The following is an 18,427-nucleotide window of genomic DNA, read 5'->3' on the forward strand; positions in this document are numbered from 1 at the left end:
GGGCGCCGTCTGCCGTGTATCGGAGGCGAAGCGCGCGCCGGTGTAGAGGCCATAGCCAAGGATCAGGGCGCCGGCGATGTGGATCACCCGGTAGGACCAGGTCTCCATCGGGAGCACGTTGAGGGTGATCAGGTGGAACAGCGAGTAGGCCACGGCGAGACCGCCGAACAGCGCCCACTGCCAGCCGGTAAACAGGCGGCGGTTGGACTCGATGACCTCTTCGTCGACGCCCTCGGCCAGCAGATCGGCGGCGTCTTGCTCTTCCGCGGTGGTCTTGGCGGAAGCGTGGTTGTCGGGTGTGTTGCTCATGGGACAGTTACCCTTGAGTGTCGGAAATAGACTGATCGGCCGGGTCGGGCTTTACTAGATCAGCGTTTCCTGAAGCAGTAGTAGCGTGGCAAGGGCCGGCCCTGAGATCAGGTGCCGGCCCTTGTTGTTGGTGCTTGCGTGGGGCTTAGCGGATCATGTCGTCATCGATCTCGTAGCCATTCTCGTTGAACCAGCGCGCGGCACCCGGATGGAACGGCATCACGGTGTTGTGCACGACGTTTTCGGGGATGGTGGTTTCGGCGCTGCGGTGCACCGACATCATCTTGTCGTTGTTCTCCATGGTGATGCGCGTGACTTCGTAGACGAAGTCTTCCGGCAGGTCGCAGCGGGCGATGGCGAAGTTCCACATCGAGACGGCGCGGGCGTCTTCCTCGAGGGTCTCGTAGGTGTCGGCCGGGATCATGAACTCGGAGACCGGGAAGGCGTCGATGGCGGCCTGCTGCTCCTCCTCGGTGAATTCGATGATGTTGACGTCGGTCTGCACCTCGAGCTGGCTGACCGCCGGGATCGGGATGCCCGCGGCGAAGGCGATGACGTCGAGCAGGCCATCCTGCAGCTGGCCACCGAGGTCGGTCCAGCCGCCGTTACGGCGTTCGAAGTCGATGCCCAGCTCTTCGAGGATCGCTGGGAAGTAGGTGTCGGAGGTCGAGCCGGAGGGGCCGAAGCCGATGCGGGCGCCCTCGGGGATGTCGGAGATCGACTCGATGCCGGAGTTGGACAGTGCGGTGATCGAGAAGGGCGTCTCGTACATCGGGAAGATGGCACAGGCGTTGTCCATGACAACGCCCGGCGCCAGCGGGCTTTCGCCCTTCATGGCGTCTTCGGCAGGGCCCATGGTGGCCATGCCGAAGGAGATGTCGCCGTTGTGGACCAGCGCCAGGTTCTGGGTCGGGCCACCGGTGACTTCGCCGCCGCCGGACATGTCGCCCAGCTCGTCGGCGACCAGGTTGGCCCAGCCAGAGCCGTAGATGTAGTAGGTGCCGCCCTGGCTGGCGGTACCCATGGTGAAGCTGGACGGCCAGCCTTCGCGGTCGGCTTGGGCGCTGGCGCTGACCAGCAGGCCACCGATCAGGGCGCTGGAGGCGAGGGCCATACCCAGGGTACGGGGAGCGGTGCGCAGCAGTGCGTGCTTGGGAGCGGTCATAGGGACTCTCTCATCTATCGTTATCGTTGAGGTGTTGCTAATCGCTTTTATAATCTGCAAAGCACGCGCCATGCGCGGAAAAACACTTTTAGTTCAGTGGCTTGTAATTTTTCATTTCCACCAAAGTCGAATGCGGTTCATCGTGGATTGTCTGGTAGTCCGCACAAAGGCGGGTTCTGGGTGTGCGGAAAGCCGCACAGCTTGAGCTGTTCCACGCCAAGGCGGCGTGGTTGGCACAGGGAGTATCGGCATGCAGGGGTAGAAATCGCGTCGCCAGGCGGCGACGCGAGACGCAAAAGGCGGGCTGTGCGGATCGCCGCACCGCGGGAGCGGCGCGGCAGGGGTGGGCTCAGTGGCCCTTGGGGTCGAGAATCCTTACCGTCTGAACATCGTTGCGGGCCTGCTCGTCACGCACCCGGTTGACGCGGGTTTCGAGTTCGTCAGCGGCCTGCTCTTCCATCGGCAGCTGCTCGAAGAAGTCGCAGGCAACACAGTCGCGATAGCGCACGCCGTGCTGCTCCCAGGCGCGAACCCGGTCCATGGCGGCGCAGCGTGGGCAGATGGCGCCGGCGATAAAGCGTTTGGGGACAGCCATTAAGGACTCCTGTCAGGCGGCACGGATGCCGGTGTGGCGTAGCAGCGGTTCGACGCTGGGCTCGCGACCGCGGAAGGCGCGGAACAGCTCGGCGGCATCGCGTGCGCCGCCTGGCTCGAGGATCTCGCGGCGGAAGCGGGCACCGGTGTCGGCATCGAAGATACCGGCTTCCTCGAAGGCGCTGTAGGCGTCGGCCGATAGCACCTCAGCCCACTTGTAGCTGTAGTAGCCCGCCGCATAGCCGCCGGCAAAGATATGGCCGAAACCGTTCTGGAAACGGTTGAAGTCGACCTTGGGCAGCACTGACAGGCCGTCGCGGATCTCGTCGAGCAGGGCCTGGACGTCGGCGGCGCTGGGCGCGGCGAGCTCCAGATGCAGGCGGAAGTCGAACAGCGAGAACTCCAGCTGGCGGGCCATGCCCATGGCGGACTGGAAATTGCGCGCCGCCTGCAAACGCTCGAGCAGCTCACTGGGCAGCTTGGCGCCGGTGTCGAGGTGGCCGGCGATCAGGTCGAGCCCCTCGCGCTCCCAGCAGTAGTTCTCCATGAACTGGCTGGGCAGCTCCACCGCATCCCAGGCCACGCCGTTGATGCCCGAGATGTCGGCGACCTGCTGCTTGGTGAGCATGTGGTGCAGGCCGTGGCCGAACTCGTGGAACAGGGTGGTGACCTCGTCGTGGGTCAGCAGCGCCGGCTTGTCGCCCACCGGGCGAGTGAAGTTGCAAGTCAGGTAGGCCACCGGCAGCTGGATGCGGCCGTCCTCACTGGCGCGGCGTACCCGGCATTCGTCCATCCAGGCGCCGCCGCGCTTGCCTTCGCGCGCGTAGAGATCGAGGTAGAAGCCGGCAATCGGTTCGCCCTGCTCGAGGATTCGGTAGTAGCGCACGTCGGGGTGGTAGCGCGGTGCCTCAGGGTCTTCCTCGAAGCTCACCCCGTAGAGCGTCTCGACGACCTTGAACAGGCCGTCGATCACCCGCGGTGCCGGGAAATAGGGCCGCAGCTGCTCCTGGGAGATGGCGTAGCGCGCCTCGCGCAGCTTCTCGCTGGCATAGCCGATGTCCCAGGGTTGCAGGTCCTCCAGGCCCAGTTCATCGCGCGCAAAGTCGGCCAGCTCGTCGAACTCCTGCTTGGCCTGGGGGTAGGCGCGGCTTGCCAGGTCGTTGAGAAAGTCGAGCACCTCCTGGGGTGACTCGGCCATCTTGGTGGCCAGCGAGTAGTCGGCGTAGCTGGCGAAGCCGAGCAGCTCGGCGAGCTCACGGCGCAGCGCCAGCAGCTCTTCGATGATCGGTGCATTGTCGAACTTGCCGGCATCGGGCCCCTGGTCGGAGGCCCGGGTCACGAAGGCGGTATAGACCTCACGGCGCAGCTCGCGGTCGTTAGCGTAGCTGACCACCGGGAAGAAGCTCGGGAAATCGAGGGTGATGCGGAAGCCGTCGACGCCCTTGGCCTCGGCGTTGGCGCGCAGGGTGTCCAGCGCGCTGTCGGGCAGGCCGTCCAGGGTGGCGGCGTCGGCGATGTCCTTGTACCACGCCTGGGTGGCGTCGAGCACGTTGTTGGAGAAGCCGTTGGCCAGCGTCGACAGCCGCGCCTGGATCTCGCCGTAGCGGGCTTTCTTGTCGGCCGGCAGGTCGACGCCGGCGAGGCGAAAGTCGCGCAGGGTGTTGTCCACCGAGCGCTGTTGGCCTTCGTCGAGTCGCAGGTATGCCGGCGAGTCCTTCAGGGTCTGGTAAGCCTGGCATAGGCCGGTGTGCTGCCCTAGCCAGGTGCTGTACTCGGAGAGCTTGGCCAGGCAGCTCTGATACGCTTCACGCAGCGCTTCGGAGTTCATGGTGCCGTTGAGGTGCGAGACCGGCGACCAGGCCTGGGCCAACTGATCGTTGAGCGCTTCAAGTGGCGCGGCCAGGCTTTCCCAGGTGGGCGCCTCGCGCTGGGCGCGCTCGACCAACTGATCGATGGCGACTCGGTTGTCGTCCAGCAGACGCTCGATGGCGGGCACCACGTGCTCGGGCTGAATCTCGGCGAAGGGTGGCAGGGCGTGGCGTTCGAGCAGCGGATTGCGGGACATGCGAACCTCGTCGGTGAAAGTATCCTGCTGCTTAGATGCGGGCAGCGGCCTAGGGTTTCAATGCATTGGCCGGCGCTGAGCAGGCTGGTAGGCTTGCGCCTCCGCCGCCGGCCGGTCCGGCGAGGCCATAAGGAATCACCTGATGAACGAGACACTCGAACGCTGGAGCTCGCGGCGCGCCTTTATTCTGGCGGTCACCGGGGCCGCCGTTGGCCTGGGCAATATCTGGCGTTTTCCCTATATGACTGGTGAGAACGGCGGCGGCGCCTTTCTGCTGCTGTATATCGCCTTCGTGCTGCTGCTCGGGCTGCCAGTGATGATGGCCGAGATCATGATCGGCCGTGCCGGGCGGCGCAGCCCTAGCCAGTCGCTGGCGGTGCTGGCACGCCAGGCGGGCAGCAGCGAGCAGTGGCGCTGGCTGGGACTGTTCGGCGCGCTGACGGTGTTCTGCATCCTCTCCTTCTACTCGGTGGTCTCGGGCTGGTCGATCGAGTATCTGATTGCTGCGGTCAACGGCCAGTTCGTCGATCAGGGGCCGGCCGAGGTGGGGGCGTTCTTCGACGGCTTCCTCGCCGACCCGCTGCGCATGACCTTCAACCACACCCTGTTTCTGCTGATGACCATGTCGGTGGTAGCGGCCGGGGTCAGCAATGGACTCGAAAAACTCAACAACCTGATGATGCCGCTGCTCTACCTGCTGCTGGTGGTGCTGGCGATCTATGCGGCCACGACCGACGGCTTCGCGCCGGCGCTGCGCTGGCTGTTTGCCCCGGACCTGGCGGCGATCAGCGTAGGGGTGGTGCTGAATGCCATGGGGCACGCCTTCTTCACCCTGGCGGTGGGTGCCTGCGCGCTGATGGCCTACGGCGCCTACATGCCCGACCACCAGAGCCTGCCGCGGGCCGCCGGTGCGGTGGCGGTGCTCGACGTGCTGGTGGCGCTGCTGGCCGGTATCGCCATTTTCTCGGTGGTGTTTGCCCACGGCATCGACCCCGCCGAAGGCCCAGGCCTGATGTTCGTCACCCTGCCGATCGTCTTCGCCGAGCTGCCGTGGGGCTCGCTGTGGCTGGGCCTGTTTTTCCTGCTGCTACTGCTGGCGACCTGGACCTCGTCGATCAACCTTGCCGAGCCGATGGTCGCCGGCCTGCAGGGATTGGGGCTGCGACGCAGTCGCGCCACCGCGCTGGTGGCGGTGGGCATCTGGCTGGTGGGCATTCTTTCGGTGCTGTCGTTTTCGCACCTGGAAGACGTGCATATCGTGGCCGGCATGAACTTCTTCGAGCTGGTCTCCAGCGTGCCCAGCGAGATCTTTCTGCCCCTCGGCGGGCTGCTGATCGCGGTCTTCGCCGCCTGGGTGATGCCCCGTGAGACGGCGCTACGGGCCCTGGACGCCGGGCCCGTCGGCTTCCGCCTGTGGCAGGGCGTGGTACGCTGGGTATCGATTCCGCTGACCGCCCTGGTGCTGATGAGCGGCTTGATCTGAGCGGGCCGCGGCAGCGGCCCAGGTACGACAGGAGCCTGCAATGAGCCAACCTTCTGCCCTGCGATCCTTCCAGGGCCACACCCCGCGTCTGGGTGAGCGCGTCTACCTCGATCCCCTGAGCCTGGTGCTCGGTGATGTGATACTGGGTGACGACTGCTCGGTGTGGCCGATGGCGGTGGTGCGCGGCGATATGCATCGGATCCGCATCGGCGCGCGCAGCAGCGTGCAGGACGGCTGCGTGCTGCACATCACCCACGCCAGCGACTTCAATCCCGGCGGGCACCCGCTGACCATTGGCGACGACGTGACCATTGGTCACAAGGCGATCCTCCACGGCTGCACCCTGGGCAGCCGCATTCTGGTCGGCATGGGAGCCATCGTGATGGACGGGGCGCTGGTCGAGGATGAGGTGATCATCGCCGCGGGGGCGGTCGTCACCCCGGGCAAGCGTCTGGAAAGCGGCCACGTCTATGTCGGCAACCCGGCCAAGCCGCTGCGCGCCCTGAAGGAGAGCGAACGCGCCTTCTTTACCTATACCGCCGGCAACTACGTCAAGCTCAAGGATCAGTATCTGGCCGAGTAGGCTGGGAAATCGTAGAGAACTGATTGTTTTTTCAAGACTATTCGGGCGATAATCTGGTTTTTTATCCAGTATTGGCGCCCCTGCATGGCCGACTTTCGCACTCACCTCAGCGTGGCCGCCGGCGGCGGCGTCCTGCTAGCCCACGGCGGCTGGCAGGCGGGGCTGTGGGGGGGCGTCGAGGGCCTGCCGCTGATGGCGCTGGTGACCCTGGGCGGTATCCTGCCGGATATCGACGCTGACCACTCCCGGGCGATTCGCCTGATTTTCAATCTGCTGGCGGTAATCGCCGTGGTGGCCGGTGCGCTGCTGTTACAGCATCGTCTGACGCCGGGGGAGCTGCTGGTGGCCTGTGGCGGCCTCTATATCACCATGCGCTACCTGGCGGGGCTGGTCTTTGCGCGCTTCACGGTACATCGCGGCAGCTGGCACTCGCTGCTGGCCGGCACGCTGTGTGGTCTGGTGACCGCGGCGCTGAGCTACACTCTGCTCGAGCAGGCTCCGGGCATGGCCTGGGCCCACGGCGTGGCGCTGGGGGCGGGGTATGCGATCCACCTGCTGCTCGATGAGCTCTACAGCGTCGATCTGGTCGGGGCGCGCGTCAAACGCTCCTTCGGCACCGCCTTCAAACTCTGCAGCCTGCGCCAGCCGAGCCATGCGCTATTGATGCTGATGGCTTCGGCGGCGCTGGCGCCGTGGCTGCCACCCTGGGCAGGGTTGGCGGCACTACTCCTCTGATATACCACGCGTAAAGGGATGGCCCATCGAAGAGTAGCGACCGCTGGTGACTGATTATCTTGAGAAGTATTCCTCTACTGTTTCTTCGGCTACGGCTTGCAGGAATGCGGCATCTTCGTCGTCGATCAGCCCATAGTAGGTGTAGGGATTACCGGTGACAGGGGTGTCATAAAGCGTCGCAAATACCGTCGCCGCGGCAAGATACGAGCCCAGCGGGGTGGGGTGGCTGCCATCGTAGTCGACATGCAGTTCAATGTCTGGACGCTGTGCGTAAGCCTTTTCAAACGCTAAGCCCGCCGGGATCACCAGCGCGCCAACTTCATTGCCCACCCGCGTATACAGTTCATCCACCTGACGCTGCATCTCGGGGTCGTAGTTGCTATGGTCTTCGTTATAGGCAGGGGTCATATAGAGCGCCGTCTGGGCGCCGGTGGCCTGGATCGCGTTATCATGTGCGATGACGGCGGTAAGGAAAGCTTCCTGCTTTTCAGGGGTGAGGCTCGCTGTGCTGTGGCCGCCAAGAACGACGAGATCGAATGGTTCGCTCAGTCCGAGGGCGCCAGGAAACAGGTAGCTCTCGAGGTCATGTTGGGCCAGGTAAGCACCGGAAATGGTGGCAGACTTGGAATTAAGTTGGTCCTCCATCTCCGGATAGGCGGCGACCGCCATGCGTCGCACGTAGTTGTGCAAGCTGTTGTTATAATAAAAATAGCTGTTGCCGACGTACAGAATCTGGGCAGGGTTCTGCGTGGCGGGGCTGGTAATCGCAGGCGTAGTATCTGCACTGGCGGCACCGGCCGCGACGGCGATGAGTAGCGTCGCGCTAAAGTATTTGGCATGGCGTAGCATTGCTGGCTCCTCTGAGCATTATCGTTATTTACGTTACACCAGCCCTGAATAGCATGGCTGGTAACGACTGCCAATTGCACTCTTTATGCCGTATTAATTGGGTTGTTTCTAAAACAGTACGTTATATAAATGCTTTGCGACGAACGTCGCATTGATGGTGGCGGACACTGTGTGGGTTCTCGCACGGTCGATATGTGCCTGCTTGCGGAATCCCGCGCTGCTCAAGAGCATTCCATTGTCGCTGTCACAAGGTTGGGTCTCGATGATAGTCAAGGCGCGGCCTGGCGATAGTCGTCGGCCTTGAGGGCGTATTTCTTGAGCTTGTCGTAGAGCGTCTTGCGCGGCAGGCCGAGATGTTCGCAGACCTCGGGGATGCGTCCGCGGTGGCTGGCCAGGGACTGGCTGATTAGGCTCTTCTCGAACAGTTCGACCTGCTGCGGCAGGGCCATATCGCCGGGGCCGGGTTCGATGCCCTCGAGCAGGGCGTCGAGCCGGTAGTCGCAGGTGGCGCCGAGCAGCACGTAGCGCTCGGCCAGGTTGCGCAGCTCGCGTACGTTGCCCGGCCAATCGTGGGCCAGCAGCACCGACATGCCGGCATTGTCCACCGGCGGGGCCTCGAGGCCGCTACGGTTGGCGGCGACCACCGCGAAGTGCTGGAACAGCAGCGGAATATCCTCGCGGCGCTCGCGCAGCGGTGGAATCGGCAGGGTGACCACGTTGAGCCGGTAGTAGAGATCTTCGCGGAACTCGCCGGCTTCAGAGGCCGCCTTGAGATCGACCTTGGTGGCGGCGATCACCCGAATATCCAGCGCCACTGGCTCATTGGCGCCGAGCCGCTCGATGCAGCGCTCCTGCAGTACCCTTAGCAGCTTGACCTGCAGCGCCAGCGGCATCGATTCGATCTCGTCGAGGAACACGGTGCCGCCGTTGGCATGCTCGAACTTGCCGATGCGCCGCTCGACGGCGCCGGTGAAGGCGCCCTTCTCATGGCCGAACAGCTCCGACTCGATGATGCTCTCGGGCACCGCGCCGCAGTTGATGGCGACGAAGGGGCGGCCGCTGCGGGCGCTGCGCTCATGCAGCGAGCGCGCGACCAGATCCTTGCCGGCACCGGTCTCGCCGAACAGCAGCACGTCGGCTTCGACCTGGCTGATGCGCTGGACCATTGAGGCGAGCCGCTGCATGACGCCGGTACGCCCGACCAGCCGCGGCCCGGGGGCCGACTGCTGAGCCTCCAGCTCGGCCTTGAGCTCGCGGTTCTCGAGACTCAGGCGACGCTTCTCGACGCCGCGTCGCACCATCTCCACCAGCCGCTCACCGGCGAAGGGCTTCTCGAGAAAGTCCCAGGCGCCTTCGCGCATTGCCTCCACCGCGGTGGAGATATCGCCGTGTCCGGTGATCAGGATCACCGGCAGGTCGGGATCACGGCGTCGCACTTCGCGCAGCAGCGCCATGCCGTCCATGCCCGGCATGCGGATGTCGCTGACCACTACCCCGGGGAAGTCCTGCGCCAGTGCCTCAAGCGCGGCCTCGGCGCTGGCATGGGCAAGGGGCGCGTAGCCGGCCAGCTCGAGGGTCTGGCTGGCGGTGATGCGCAGGTGCTGCTCGTCGTCGATGATCAGGACCGGGGGCGGCGCCGGCTCATGCATGGGGGGTGGACTCCTGCAGGTGAGGTGAGGGGTGGGGGCCCTGGGTGCTGTCGGCGGGCAGGCGGATGGTGAACAGCGCGCCGCCCTGGGAGCGATTGGTGGCGCTGAGTTTGCCGCCGAGATCGTCGATGATACGCGACGAGATCGACAGCCCCAGGCCCAGGCCGTTGCCCGGCGACTTGGTGGTAAAGAACGGTTCGAACAGCCGCGACAGGTGCTGTTCCGGAATGCCGGGGCCATTATCGGCGACACCGATCAGCACCTCCTGGCCGCGCCGCTCGACGCTGAGGGTAAGGCGAGGATCGGGCGTCTCGTTCATCGCCTGCAGGGCATTGCCGATCAGGTTGACCAGCACCTGCTCGAGGCGGACCAGGTCGGCGCGTACCCACGCCTCCTGCTCGTCGAAGCGGCGTTCGACCTCCACACTGGCATCGTTGAGGCGCGCCTGATAGAGCCGCAGGGCGTAGTCGAAACAGGCGGGGACCGAGACCGCGGTCAGGGTCTCGCCGCTCTTGCGCGAGAACTGTCGCAGCTGGGCGCTGATCTCGGCCATGCGCGCGGTCAGCTCGACGATCTGCTCGAGATTGTCGCCGGCCGCGTCGGGACGCTGATGATCGAGGAAGGTGCGGGCGTTCTCGGCATAGGCACGAATCGCCGCCAGGGGCTGGTTGAGTTCGTGGTTGATGCCAGCCGCGAGCTGGCCGAGCACGGCGAGCTTGGTGGCCTGTACCAGCTCGTCACGGGTCTGGCGCAGGTTGTCCTCGGCGCGGCGGCGCTCCTCGATCTCGTCGGAGAGGCGCCGATTGGAGTCGACCAGGTCGCGGGTACGGCGTTCGACGTTGAGCTCCAGTTCATCGCGAGCCCGGGCCAGGGTCTGGCGTTCGCGCTCGGCGAACTCCTCGCGCTCGCGGCGCAGCCGCAGCCGCTGCCAGCCAAAGCCGCCGGCGAATACCACCACGCCGTAGAGGCCGCCAGCGAGGAGCCCCGCCTGCCACTGAGCACGCTGTACCTGCTGCTTCGGCTTGAGGATATGCATCTCCCAACCGAATTCGGGCAGGCTGCGGCTCAGCAGCAGATACTCCTGTTCGGCCAGCGGGCCGTCATCGAAGCCTACCAGCTGGCTGCCATCGCGACGCCGGTCGAGGGCCTGGATGCCGACAGCGGAGAGCGGCTCGTCGGCATAGCGGCGGGTGCGCAGCAGGGCGCGCCGCTCCTCGTCTGAAAGGGGGGCCATGGCGCGCATGCGCAGCTCCGGACGGCTGGCCATGAAGATGATGTCGTCCTGATCGGTGACCAGCAGCTCGGCGTTCTGCTCGGCCCAGCTCTCCTCCACGGCGTCGAGCAGCACCTTGACCACCATCACACCGTCGGGTCGACCGTTCTCGTCGTCGAGGTAAACCGGGGCCGAGAAGTAGTAGCCGCGCTCCAGTGACTGGACGCCGAGGCCGTGGAAGCGTCCGAGGCCCCCGGCGATGGCATCCTGGTAGTAGCTGCGGAACGCATAGTTCTGACCAATAAAGGTGTTGGGCATATGCCAGTTGCTGGCCACCAGGGTATTGGCGAAGTGGTCGAGCAGGTAGATGTCGGAGACGTCGGCGGTAGCCCGGAAGCGGTCCAGCATCAGATTGATCGGCATCGGCTCCTGGGCGTCAGGATCGGCGAGATAATCGCGGACGCTGCTGCGCGAGGCGAGCAGCTCGGGCAGGTAGTCGTGGCGTGACAGGTGCCCTTCGAGGCCGGTGGCGGACAGCCGCAGTTCATTCTCGGCCTCGTCACGCAGCGTCTGCAGGGCCTGGTCACGGGCCACCGCGGCGGCCTGCCAGACCACCAGGACGAGGCCGAGCGGCGCCAGTAGCCAGAGCCAGCGCCGCCAGCGCGAGGGGAGCCGCGACGCTCGGCTAGCCACTGGCACGCTCTGGCATGGCTTGGGCTCGACGCAGGGCCCGCTGGGCACGGGTCTCGACGCGCTCCATCTCGAGCAGACCCTCCTCAACGTAGACCAGATGCTCGTGGGCGCGGGCGCGGGCATCTTCGGCGCGACCTTCGAGAATGGCATCGAGCAGCGCGCGATGCTGCGCCATCAGTCGCTGGCGGGCGTCGGGACGCTGGAACAGGTGGGCGAGGCTATCGACGATGCTCTTCTCGAGCAGGTGGAAGGTGCTGCGGATGGTGTGCAGCAGCATGACGTTGTGGGCAGCCTCGGCGATGGCCAGGTGGAAGGCGGCATCGGCCTTGGCCTCATGTGCCGGGTTGCGGCCCATGAAACAGGCATCGAGCTCTTCGAAGCGCTGCGTCAGTAGCGCCTTGTCGGCGGGCGTAGAGCGCAGTGCCGCGTAGTAGGCGGAAATCCCCTCCATGGCATCGCGAAACTCGAGTAGATCGAGGTTGAATTCGCCGTGGCGGCTGAGCATTTCCAGCAGCGGGTCGCTGAAACGGCTATTCAGGGTTTCATTGACGTAGGTGCCGCCACCCTGGCGGCTCGACAGCAGCCCGCGTGCAGCAAGCTTCTGGATCGCCTCGCGCAGCGACGGTCGCGATACGCCGAAGCGCTCGGCCAGCTCGCGCTCGGGCGGTAGTCGGTGGCCGGGCTTGAGGCTACCTTCAAGTATCATCGCCTCGAGTCGCTCGGTGATCACATCGGCGATGCGTGGCTGGCGAACGGGTTGATAGGCCATGCGGATCTCTCGTGGTGCGGGCGAAGCGTGGGCGTAGGGCGCGATTGTGGCAAAAACGTTCGCTGCTGTCTGGTGGAAATTGGTATTACCAATTTTAGGCCAGCAAGTGGCCTGCATGCAATGCTGGCGGGCTACACGATTTGCCGTTATTTCAACGGGTTGCTATAGCGCTAAAGATGGCGCTACCAAAGTATAAGGGGCTGGCGTGGCCAAAACCGTCGAACGCGTTTGACACTTAAACGACGCTCCCCCTATGGTGCATCGATAAAAAATCGTAAATTGGTTTTACCAATTTACCGCAACGCTTGGTTAGTTCGGCCCTCGCTGCAGTTCGTTGGCCGTCGGTCCCTTTCGGTGCGGATCTTGGTGAGGAGACGCAGTAATGGCGCCAGTCAAGCTTTACCCCCCGAGGCCGGAGAAGGTCTATCTCTTCGGTACCTGTCTGATCGATATGTTCTACCCCGAGGCGGGGCTAGATGCCATTCGCCTTTTGGAGCGCGAAGGCATTGAGGTGATCTTCCCCGACGATCAGACCTGCTGTGGTCAGCCGGCCTATACCTCTGGCTATCACGACCAGGCCCGGGAGGTGGCGCGTGCGCAGTTGGACCTGTTTCCTGAGCCATGGCCGATCATCGTGCCCTCGGGCTCTTGCGGCGGGATGATGCGGACCCACTATGCTCAGCTGTTTGCCGGCAGCGTTGACGAGGCCCAGGCCTGCGATGTCGCCGAGCGGGTCTTCGAGCTCACGGAATTCCTGGTTCACGTCTGCCACCTGCCGCTCGAGGATCGCGGCGAGCCCGAGACAGTCGCCATGCATACCTCGTGCAGCGCGCGGCGCGAGATGGGGCTTGCTGATACTGGGCCGGCTCTGCTCGCCAAGCTGGGGCAGGTCTCGCTGGTGGAGCAAGTCCGCGCTAGCGAATGCTGCGGCTTCGGCGGCACCTTTGCGGTGCGCCACCCTGAAGTCTCGGCGGCCATGGTCGAGGACAAGTCCCAGGCCATCGAGGCGACCGGTGCCAAGCGTTTCGTGACTTCTGACTGCGGCTGTCTGATGAACATTGCCGGGCGCTTCGCGCACCAGGGCAAGAACGTCCAGGGCGAGCATATCGCCAGCTATCTGTGGCGGAGGACTTCATGAGCGAAGCGGTACAGACCTTCACCCCCCAAGCCTTTCACCGCCAGGCTCATGACGCGCTGGGTAACCCGCAGATCCGCGACAATTTCCGGCGCGCGATGGATGGCCTGATGAGCAAGCGTCGCGATGTCTTTAGCGACTGGGACCTCGAGACGCTGCGCGAGCTGGGTGCCAACATTCGCCAGCGCGCCCTGGCCAAGCTTCCCGACCTGCTCGAGCAGCTCGAGGCCAACTGTGAGGCCAACGGCATCCGCGTCCACTGGGCGACTGACGGCGACGAGGCGTGCCGCATCATTCGTGATATCTGCGAGTCCCACGATGCCCGCGCGGTGATCAAGGGCAAGTCGATGGTCTCCGAGGAGATGCACCTCAATGCCCACCTGGAGAAGGCCGGTATCGAGGCGCTGGAGTCGGACCTCGGCGAGTACCTGGTGCAGCTCAATCAGCAGACCCCGTCGCATATCATCATGCCGGCGATCCATCTCAATACCGATGAGATCTCCGAAATCATGCACACCAATACCGGTACCGAGCGGACCCGCGACGTCGACTATATGACCGCGGCTGCCCGCCAGCAGCTGCGCGAGCGCTTCATGGCCGCCGATGTGGGCGTGTCCGGGGTCAATTTCGCGGTCGCCGAGACCGGCACCCTGTGCCTGGTGGAGAATGAGGGCAACGGTCGCATGACCACCACGGTGCCGCCGGTGCATATCGCGGTGACCGGGATCGAAAAGGTGGTCGAACAGCTGCGTGACGTGCCGCCGCTATATGCGCTGCTGACTCGCTCGGCCACCGGCCAGCACGTGACCACCTACTTCAATATGATCTCTGGGCCGCGCAAGGCCAACGAGCACGATGGCCCTCGCGAAGTTCATCTGGTGCTGGTCGACAATGGGCGTACGAGCATCTACCAGGACGATGAGCTGCTCGACACCCTGCGCTGCATTCGCTGCGGGGCTTGCATGAACCACTGCCCGGTGTACACCCGGGTTGGCGGTCATACCTACGGCACGACCTATCCGGGTCCGATCGGCAGCATCCTCATGCCCCATATGCTGGGCCTGGAGGCGACCAAGGATCTGCCCACCGCCTCGAGCCTGTGTGGTGCCTGCGGCGAGGTGTGCCCGGTCAAGATTCCGATCCCCGACCTGCTGGTACGACTGCGCAAGGAGTCGGTGGGTCAGGGTCGCGGCAATGTCCAGGGGGCCGGGGTCAAGCGCAGCAGCAAAGAGATGGCAGCCTGGAAGAGCTTCCAGTGGCTGGCCACGCACCCCGCGGCCTGGCGGCGCTCCACGGCGTTGGCCGGCAAGCTGCAGAAGTGGCTGCCGTCGAGCATCGGGCCGTGGACCGACCACCGCAGCGCACCCAAGCCGGCCAGGGCGTCGCTGCATGCGCTGGTCAAGCGTCACCGGCGCGGGGAGAGCGAGTCATGAGCAGCCGCGAGACGATTCTCCAGCGCCTGCGCGGGCGCACCGACGGGCCGCTCACCGCGCCCGTAAGCGACTTCGCGGTGGTCACCGGCCGTGGCTGGGACTCAACCGAGCGCCTGGCCCGCTTCGAGCGGCTGATCGGATCGGTACACGGCGAGGTGGTGCATACCACCGCAGCCCGCTGGATCGAGGCGCTCGGCGAGGTGCTGGCCGCCAAGGGCATCCGTCGGCTGGCGCTGGGGCGCGAGCACCCGGTTCCTGCCGAGGCGCGGCAGGCGCTGGCCGGCAGCGATATCGAGCTGGTCGACGTCGACCGCGATATCGAAGCGTGGCAGCGCGAGCAGTTCGAGTCGGTGGACGCCGGTCTGACCTCGACCCGCGGCGGGATTGCCGAGACCGGCAGCTTGTGGCTGTGGCCGACCGCCGATGAGCCGCGCCTGATCAGTCTGGTGCCGCCGATCCATATCGCGGTACTCGACGCGGACAGCATCGAAGACACCTTCTTCGATGTGGTGGAGCGCCACGCCTGGGCGCAGGGCATGCCGACCAACGCGCTGCTGATCTCGGGTCCGAGCAAGACCGCCGATATCGAACAGACCCTGGCCTATGGGGTGCACGGCCCCAAAGCGCTGGTGGTGATCCTTCGCCACTCCGGAGAGGTACCCGCATGAGTGACACAGTAGATGTAACCGTCTGGGCTGACCTCAAGGCCGCGCTGGCCGAGCATATTCCCGCCAAGCGGCTGATCGACGATCCGCTGAGGACCCTGGCCTACGGCAGTGACGCCAGTTTCTATCGGCTGATCCCGCGGCTGATCGTGCGCGTCGAGAGCGAAGCCGAACTTGGCGAGGTGCTGGCCCAGTGCCACTCCCGCGGCCTGTCGGTGACCTTTCGTGCCGCCGGTACCTCGCTGTCTGGCCAGGCGGTGACCGACTCGGTACTGATCCTGCTGGGGCGCGCCTGGCGCGGCCACGAGATTCTCGACGACGGTGCCGCGATTCGCCTGCAGCCGGGGGTGATTGGGGCTCGCGCCAATCAGCTGCTGGCCCCTTATCAGCGCAAGATCGGCCCCGATCCGGCCTCCATCAACAGCTGCATGATCGGCGGTATCGCCGCCAATAATGCGTCGGGGATGTGCTGCGGTACGGCGCAGAACAGCTATCGCACGGTACGAGATATTCGCGTGATACTGGCCGACGGAGCGCTGCTGGACACCGCCGATCCGGCCAGCGTGGCCGACTTCAAGGTCTCCCACTCTGAGCTGCTGGCGGGCCTCGAGCGGCTCTCGCTCGAGACGCTCGGCAACGCTGCGCTGGCCGACAAGATCCGCCACAAGTACCGGCTCAAGAACACCACCGGCTATGCGCTAAACAGCCTGGTGGACTTCAGCGATGGTATCGAGATTCTCAAGCACCTGATGATCGGCTCCGAGGGCACCCTCGGCTTTATCAGTGCGATCACCTACGACACCGTGATCGATGAAACCGAGAAGGCGGCGGCGCTGGCTTTCTTCCCCGATATGCAGTCGACCTGTCGGGCAACCATCGCCCTCAAGCAGGCGCCGGTATCGGCCGTGGAGCTGATGGACCGCGCTGCGCTGCGCTCGGTGCAGGATAAGCCGGGCATGCCCGAGGTGCTCAAGACGCTGCCCGACGGCGCCGCCGCGCTGCTGATCGATGTGCGTGCCAACAGCGACCAGGAGCTCGAGGCGCGCATGCAGGCGGTGCACGCCACCCTCGAGGGGCTCAAGACCCTGGAGCCGCTGGTGTTTACCCGCGAGATGGCGACCTATGAGCTCTACTGGAAAATCCGCAAAGGGCTATTTCCCGCCGTGGGGGCGGTACGCGATACCGGCACCACGGTAGTCATCGAGGACGTGGCCTTCCCCATCGAGCGGCTCGATGAGGGGGTGGCGGCGCTGACCGAGGTGTTCCACAAACACGGCTACCCGGAGACGATCCTGTTTGGCCACGCCCTGGAGGGCAATCTGCATTTCGTCTTTCCCCAGGGCTTCGAAAAGCCCGGCGAAGTCGAGCGCTACCAGGCGCTGATGGACGAGGTGGCGCAGCTGGTTGGCGTCGAGTACGGCGGATCGCTGAAGGCCGAGCACGGCACCGGGCGCAATATGGCGCCCTATGTCGAGCTCGAGTGGGGCAGCGACGCCTATCAGCTGATGTGGCAGATCAAGGCGCTGTTCGACCCCGATAACCTGCTCAACCCCGAGGTTATCCTGAGTCGCAACCCGACCCTGCACCTGGAGAACCTCAAGCCGCTGCCGGCGGCCGACCCGCTGGTCGACAAGTGCATCGAGTGCGGTTTCTGCGAGGCGGTCTGTCCCTCCAAGGATCTGACCCTGACGCCGCGTCAGCGCATCGTGGTGCGCCGTGAACTGGCGCGCCTCGATGCGCTGGGTAGCGCCGCAAGCGAGGCGGAACGCCAGCGTCATGACATCCTGCTCGCCGACTACGACTATCAAGGCATCGAGACCTGCGCCGCCGACGGGCTATGTGCCACCCAGTGTCCGGTGGGCATCAATACCGGCGATCTGGTGCGCGGGCTGCGCCACGAGCGCAATCTTGGCCAAGCCGATATGGCGCGGCGCATTGGCCGGCACTTCTCCGGCGCCACGCGGGTCGCCCGGGGTGCGCTGAATGTGGCCGGTGCCGGCCAGGCGCTGCTGGGTGAGCGTGGCATGACGGCGGTCAGCGGCGGGTTGCGCAAGCTCTCTGGTGAACGGTTGCCGCAATGGACGCCGAGCCTGCCGCGAGCGGCATCGATCAAGGTGCTCGAGCGCGCGGCCAAGCGCGCCGATGGCGGGCGCGACAAGGTGGTCTACTTGCCCTCCTGCGCCACGCGGGTGCTGGGTGCTTCGCGTGACGATGCCGAGGCGCGCTCGGTGATGGAAATCACCCTGGCCCTGCTCGACAAGGCCGGGTTCGAGGCGATCATACCAGCGATTCCCGGCCACCTCTGCTGTGGCATGGCGTTCGCATCAAAGGGCCAGTTCGATGAAGCCGAGCATAAGGCGCGGGAGCTCAATCGCGAGCTGCTGGCGGCGAGCCACAACGGGCGCTACCCGATTCTCTGCGATACCAGCCCCTGTAGCCTGCATGCCAGTGAGCACCTCGATAAGCGACTATCGCTGCAGGAGCCGGTGGCGTTTGCCCACGACCACCTCCTGGCCCGGCTCGAGATCAAACCGCTGGACGAGAGGGTGGCGGTACATGTGACCTGCTCCAGCACGCGGATGGGGTTGGCCGACAAGTTCGTGGCGCTGGCGCGGGCCTGTGCCACAGACGTGGTGGTGCCTGCCGAGATCACCTGCTGCGGCTTTGCCGGCGACAAGGGCTTTACCACGCCGGAGCTCAACGCCTCGGCACTGCAGGGGCTGGCGGCTCAGGTCGAGTCGTGTAGTGCCGGCTACTCCAATTCACGCACCTGCGAGATCGGCCTGTCTCAGCACAGCGGGATTCCCTATCGCTCGGTGTTATCGCTACTGGATCGCGCCAGTCGCGCGCGAGTCGAAGAAAAGGCTGTTGCAGGCGCATGACGGTTATATGAACTTTTTCTCTCCCGGGGTCTTGCGGGGCCGGGGTGAAACCCTTAAAGTACGCATCCGCTGCTGCCGACGGGCATACGTTGGTGGCGGTGAAGAGAGGTGCAAGCAGTTGGTTTTGTTGGGTTTTTCTTGTCGGTTCGATAGGAAAAGCGATTGACAGAGCCGCCGGAAACGGTAGAATGCACCTCGCTCGAAC

Annotated in this window: 14 protein-coding genes and 1 pseudogene; 7 read left to right on the forward strand and 8 right to left on the reverse strand. The window is 65.0% G+C overall.

Annotation, left to right across the window (positions count from 1 at the left end; all coding sequences use genetic code 11):
• From IEI94_RS21385 to prlC, 4 genes and pseudogenes are all read right to left on the reverse strand, one after another.
• Positions 1–309, reverse strand: a pseudogene (locus tag IEI94_RS21385) (TRAP transporter permease); the annotation flags it as partial.
• A 145-nt stretch (positions 310–454) separates the two neighbouring features.
• Positions 455–1,423: a TAXI family TRAP transporter solute-binding subunit gene (locus tag IEI94_RS21390; RefSeq protein ID WP_412030926.1), complete on the reverse strand. Its 969-nt coding sequence runs from the start codon at positions 1,421–1,423 to the stop codon at positions 455–457.
• A gap of 400 nt (positions 1,424–1,823) precedes the next feature.
• Positions 1,824–2,069, reverse strand: coding sequence for a YheV family putative zinc ribbon protein (locus IEI94_RS21395; RefSeq protein WP_191169222.1), 246 nt, complete (start codon positions 2,067–2,069; stop codon positions 1,824–1,826).
• 12 nt (positions 2,070–2,081) lie between these two features.
• Positions 2,082–4,133, reverse strand: coding sequence for an oligopeptidase A (gene prlC, locus IEI94_RS21400; protein WP_191169224.1), 2,052 nt, complete (start codon positions 4,131–4,133; stop codon positions 2,082–2,084).
• Positions 4,134–4,275: 142 nt separating this feature from the next.
• Here prlC and IEI94_RS21405 point away from each other — a divergent pair, with 142 nt between their 5' ends.
• From IEI94_RS21405 to IEI94_RS21415, 3 genes are all read left to right on the forward strand, one after another.
• The gene (locus IEI94_RS21405; RefSeq protein WP_191169226.1) at positions 4,276–5,616 is read left to right on the forward strand and encodes a sodium-dependent transporter; all 1,341 of its coding nucleotides are present in this window, start codon (positions 4,276–4,278) and stop codon (positions 5,614–5,616) included.
• A gap of 40 nt (positions 5,617–5,656) precedes the next feature.
• A complete protein-coding gene (locus IEI94_RS21410; RefSeq protein ID WP_191169228.1) occupies positions 5,657–6,199 on the forward strand; it encodes a gamma carbonic anhydrase family protein in 543 nt (180 codons plus the stop codon).
• 84 nt (positions 6,200–6,283) lie between these two features.
• Entirely contained in the window at positions 6,284–6,934 is a 651-nt protein-coding gene (locus IEI94_RS21415) for a metal-dependent hydrolase (protein WP_191169230.1), read from the forward strand.
• Between the two features lie 54 nt (positions 6,935–6,988).
• On the opposite strand, the gene IEI94_RS21420 is transcribed toward IEI94_RS21415, so the two are convergent.
• The 4 genes from IEI94_RS21420 to IEI94_RS21435 form a co-directional block, all read right to left on the reverse strand.
• Positions 6,989–7,783 (reverse strand): DUF4886 domain-containing protein, encoded by a 795-nt coding sequence (locus IEI94_RS21420; protein ID WP_191169232.1) that lies wholly within the window; start codon positions 7,781–7,783, stop codon positions 6,989–6,991.
• 269 nt (positions 7,784–8,052) lie between these two features.
• Positions 8,053–9,432 carry a sigma-54-dependent transcriptional regulator gene (locus tag IEI94_RS21425; protein WP_191169234.1) on the reverse strand — a complete coding sequence of 460 codons (1,380 nt, stop codon included), beginning with the start codon at positions 9,430–9,432 and terminating at the stop codon, positions 8,053–8,055.
• Positions 9,425–11,338 carry a sensor histidine kinase gene (locus tag IEI94_RS21430; protein WP_191169236.1) on the reverse strand — a complete coding sequence of 638 codons (1,914 nt, stop codon included), beginning with the start codon at positions 11,336–11,338 and terminating at the stop codon, positions 9,425–9,427. Before IEI94_RS21430 ends, IEI94_RS21425 begins: the two co-directional genes overlap by 8 nt.
• Positions 11,331–12,107, reverse strand: a complete 777-nt coding sequence (locus tag IEI94_RS21435) for a GntR family transcriptional regulator (RefSeq protein ID WP_191169238.1) — start codon at positions 12,105–12,107, stop codon at positions 11,331–11,333. The genes IEI94_RS21430 and IEI94_RS21435 overlap by 8 nt, the downstream gene beginning before the upstream one ends.
• Positions 12,108–12,489: 382 nt before the next feature.
• Here IEI94_RS21435 and IEI94_RS21440 point away from each other — a divergent pair, with 382 nt between their 5' ends.
• Genes IEI94_RS21440 through IEI94_RS21455 form a run of 4 tightly spaced genes read left to right on the forward strand, consistent with a single transcriptional unit; the run spans position 12,490 to position 18,222 of the window.
• Complete coding sequence (locus IEI94_RS21440; RefSeq protein ID WP_191169240.1) at positions 12,490–13,245, forward strand: (Fe-S)-binding protein; 756 nt, start codon at positions 12,490–12,492, stop codon at positions 13,243–13,245.
• Positions 13,242–14,675 (forward strand): LutB/LldF family L-lactate oxidation iron-sulfur protein, encoded by a 1,434-nt coding sequence (locus IEI94_RS21445; protein WP_191169242.1) that lies wholly within the window; start codon positions 13,242–13,244, stop codon positions 14,673–14,675. The genes IEI94_RS21440 and IEI94_RS21445 overlap by 4 nt, the downstream gene beginning before the upstream one ends.
• Positions 14,672–15,343, forward strand: coding sequence for a LutC/YkgG family protein (locus IEI94_RS21450; RefSeq protein ID WP_191169244.1), 672 nt, complete (start codon positions 14,672–14,674; stop codon positions 15,341–15,343). Before IEI94_RS21445 ends, IEI94_RS21450 begins: the two co-directional genes overlap by 4 nt.
• Complete coding sequence (locus IEI94_RS21455) at positions 15,340–18,222, forward strand: FAD-binding and (Fe-S)-binding domain-containing protein (RefSeq protein ID WP_191169246.1); 2,883 nt, start codon at positions 15,340–15,342, stop codon at positions 18,220–18,222. Before IEI94_RS21450 ends, IEI94_RS21455 begins: the two co-directional genes overlap by 4 nt.
• The last annotated feature ends 205 nt before the right edge of the window (positions 18,223–18,427 follow it).

The organism is Halomonas sp. ML-15 (assembly GCF_014779595.1).
Taxonomy (GTDB): Bacteria; Pseudomonadota; Gammaproteobacteria; order Pseudomonadales; family Halomonadaceae; genus Franzmannia.

Bases quoted from the DNA above. Each gene is read 5' to 3' on its own strand.
- IEI94_RS21395 (WP_191169222.1), bottom strand. From the start codon at position 2,069: ATGGCTGTCCCCAAACGCTTTATCGCCGGCGCCATCTGCCCACGCTGC.
- IEI94_RS21425 (WP_191169234.1), bottom strand. From the start codon at position 9,432: ATGCATGAGCCGGCGCCGCCCCCGGTCCTGATCATCGACGACGAGCAG.
- IEI94_RS21410 (WP_191169228.1), top strand. From the start codon at position 5,657: ATGAGCCAACCTTCTGCCCTGCGATCCTTCCAGGGCCACACCCCGCGT.
- IEI94_RS21420 (WP_191169232.1), bottom strand. From the start codon at position 7,783: ATGCTACGCCATGCCAAATACTTTAGCGCGACGCTACTCATCGCCGTC.
- IEI94_RS21415 (WP_191169230.1), top strand. From the start codon at position 6,284: ATGGCCGACTTTCGCACTCACCTCAGCGTGGCCGCCGGCGGCGGCGTC.
- IEI94_RS21405 (WP_191169226.1), top strand. From the start codon at position 4,276: ATGAACGAGACACTCGAACGCTGGAGCTCGCGGCGCGCCTTTATTCTG.
- IEI94_RS21450 (WP_191169244.1), top strand. From the start codon at position 14,672: ATGAGCAGCCGCGAGACGATTCTCCAGCGCCTGCGCGGGCGCACCGAC.
- IEI94_RS21435 (WP_191169238.1), bottom strand. From the start codon at position 12,107: ATGGCCTATCAACCCGTTCGCCAGCCACGCATCGCCGATGTGATCACC.
- IEI94_RS21455 (WP_191169246.1), top strand. From the start codon at position 15,340: ATGAGTGACACAGTAGATGTAACCGTCTGGGCTGACCTCAAGGCCGCG.
- IEI94_RS21390 (WP_412030926.1), bottom strand. From the start codon at position 1,423: ATGGCCCTCGCCTCCAGCGCCCTGATCGGTGGCCTGCTGGTCAGCGCC.
- IEI94_RS21445 (WP_191169242.1), top strand. From the start codon at position 13,242: ATGAGCGAAGCGGTACAGACCTTCACCCCCCAAGCCTTTCACCGCCAG.
- IEI94_RS21440 (WP_191169240.1), top strand. From the start codon at position 12,490: ATGGCGCCAGTCAAGCTTTACCCCCCGAGGCCGGAGAAGGTCTATCTC.
- prlC (WP_191169224.1), bottom strand. From the start codon at position 4,133: ATGTCCCGCAATCCGCTGCTCGAACGCCACGCCCTGCCACCCTTCGCC.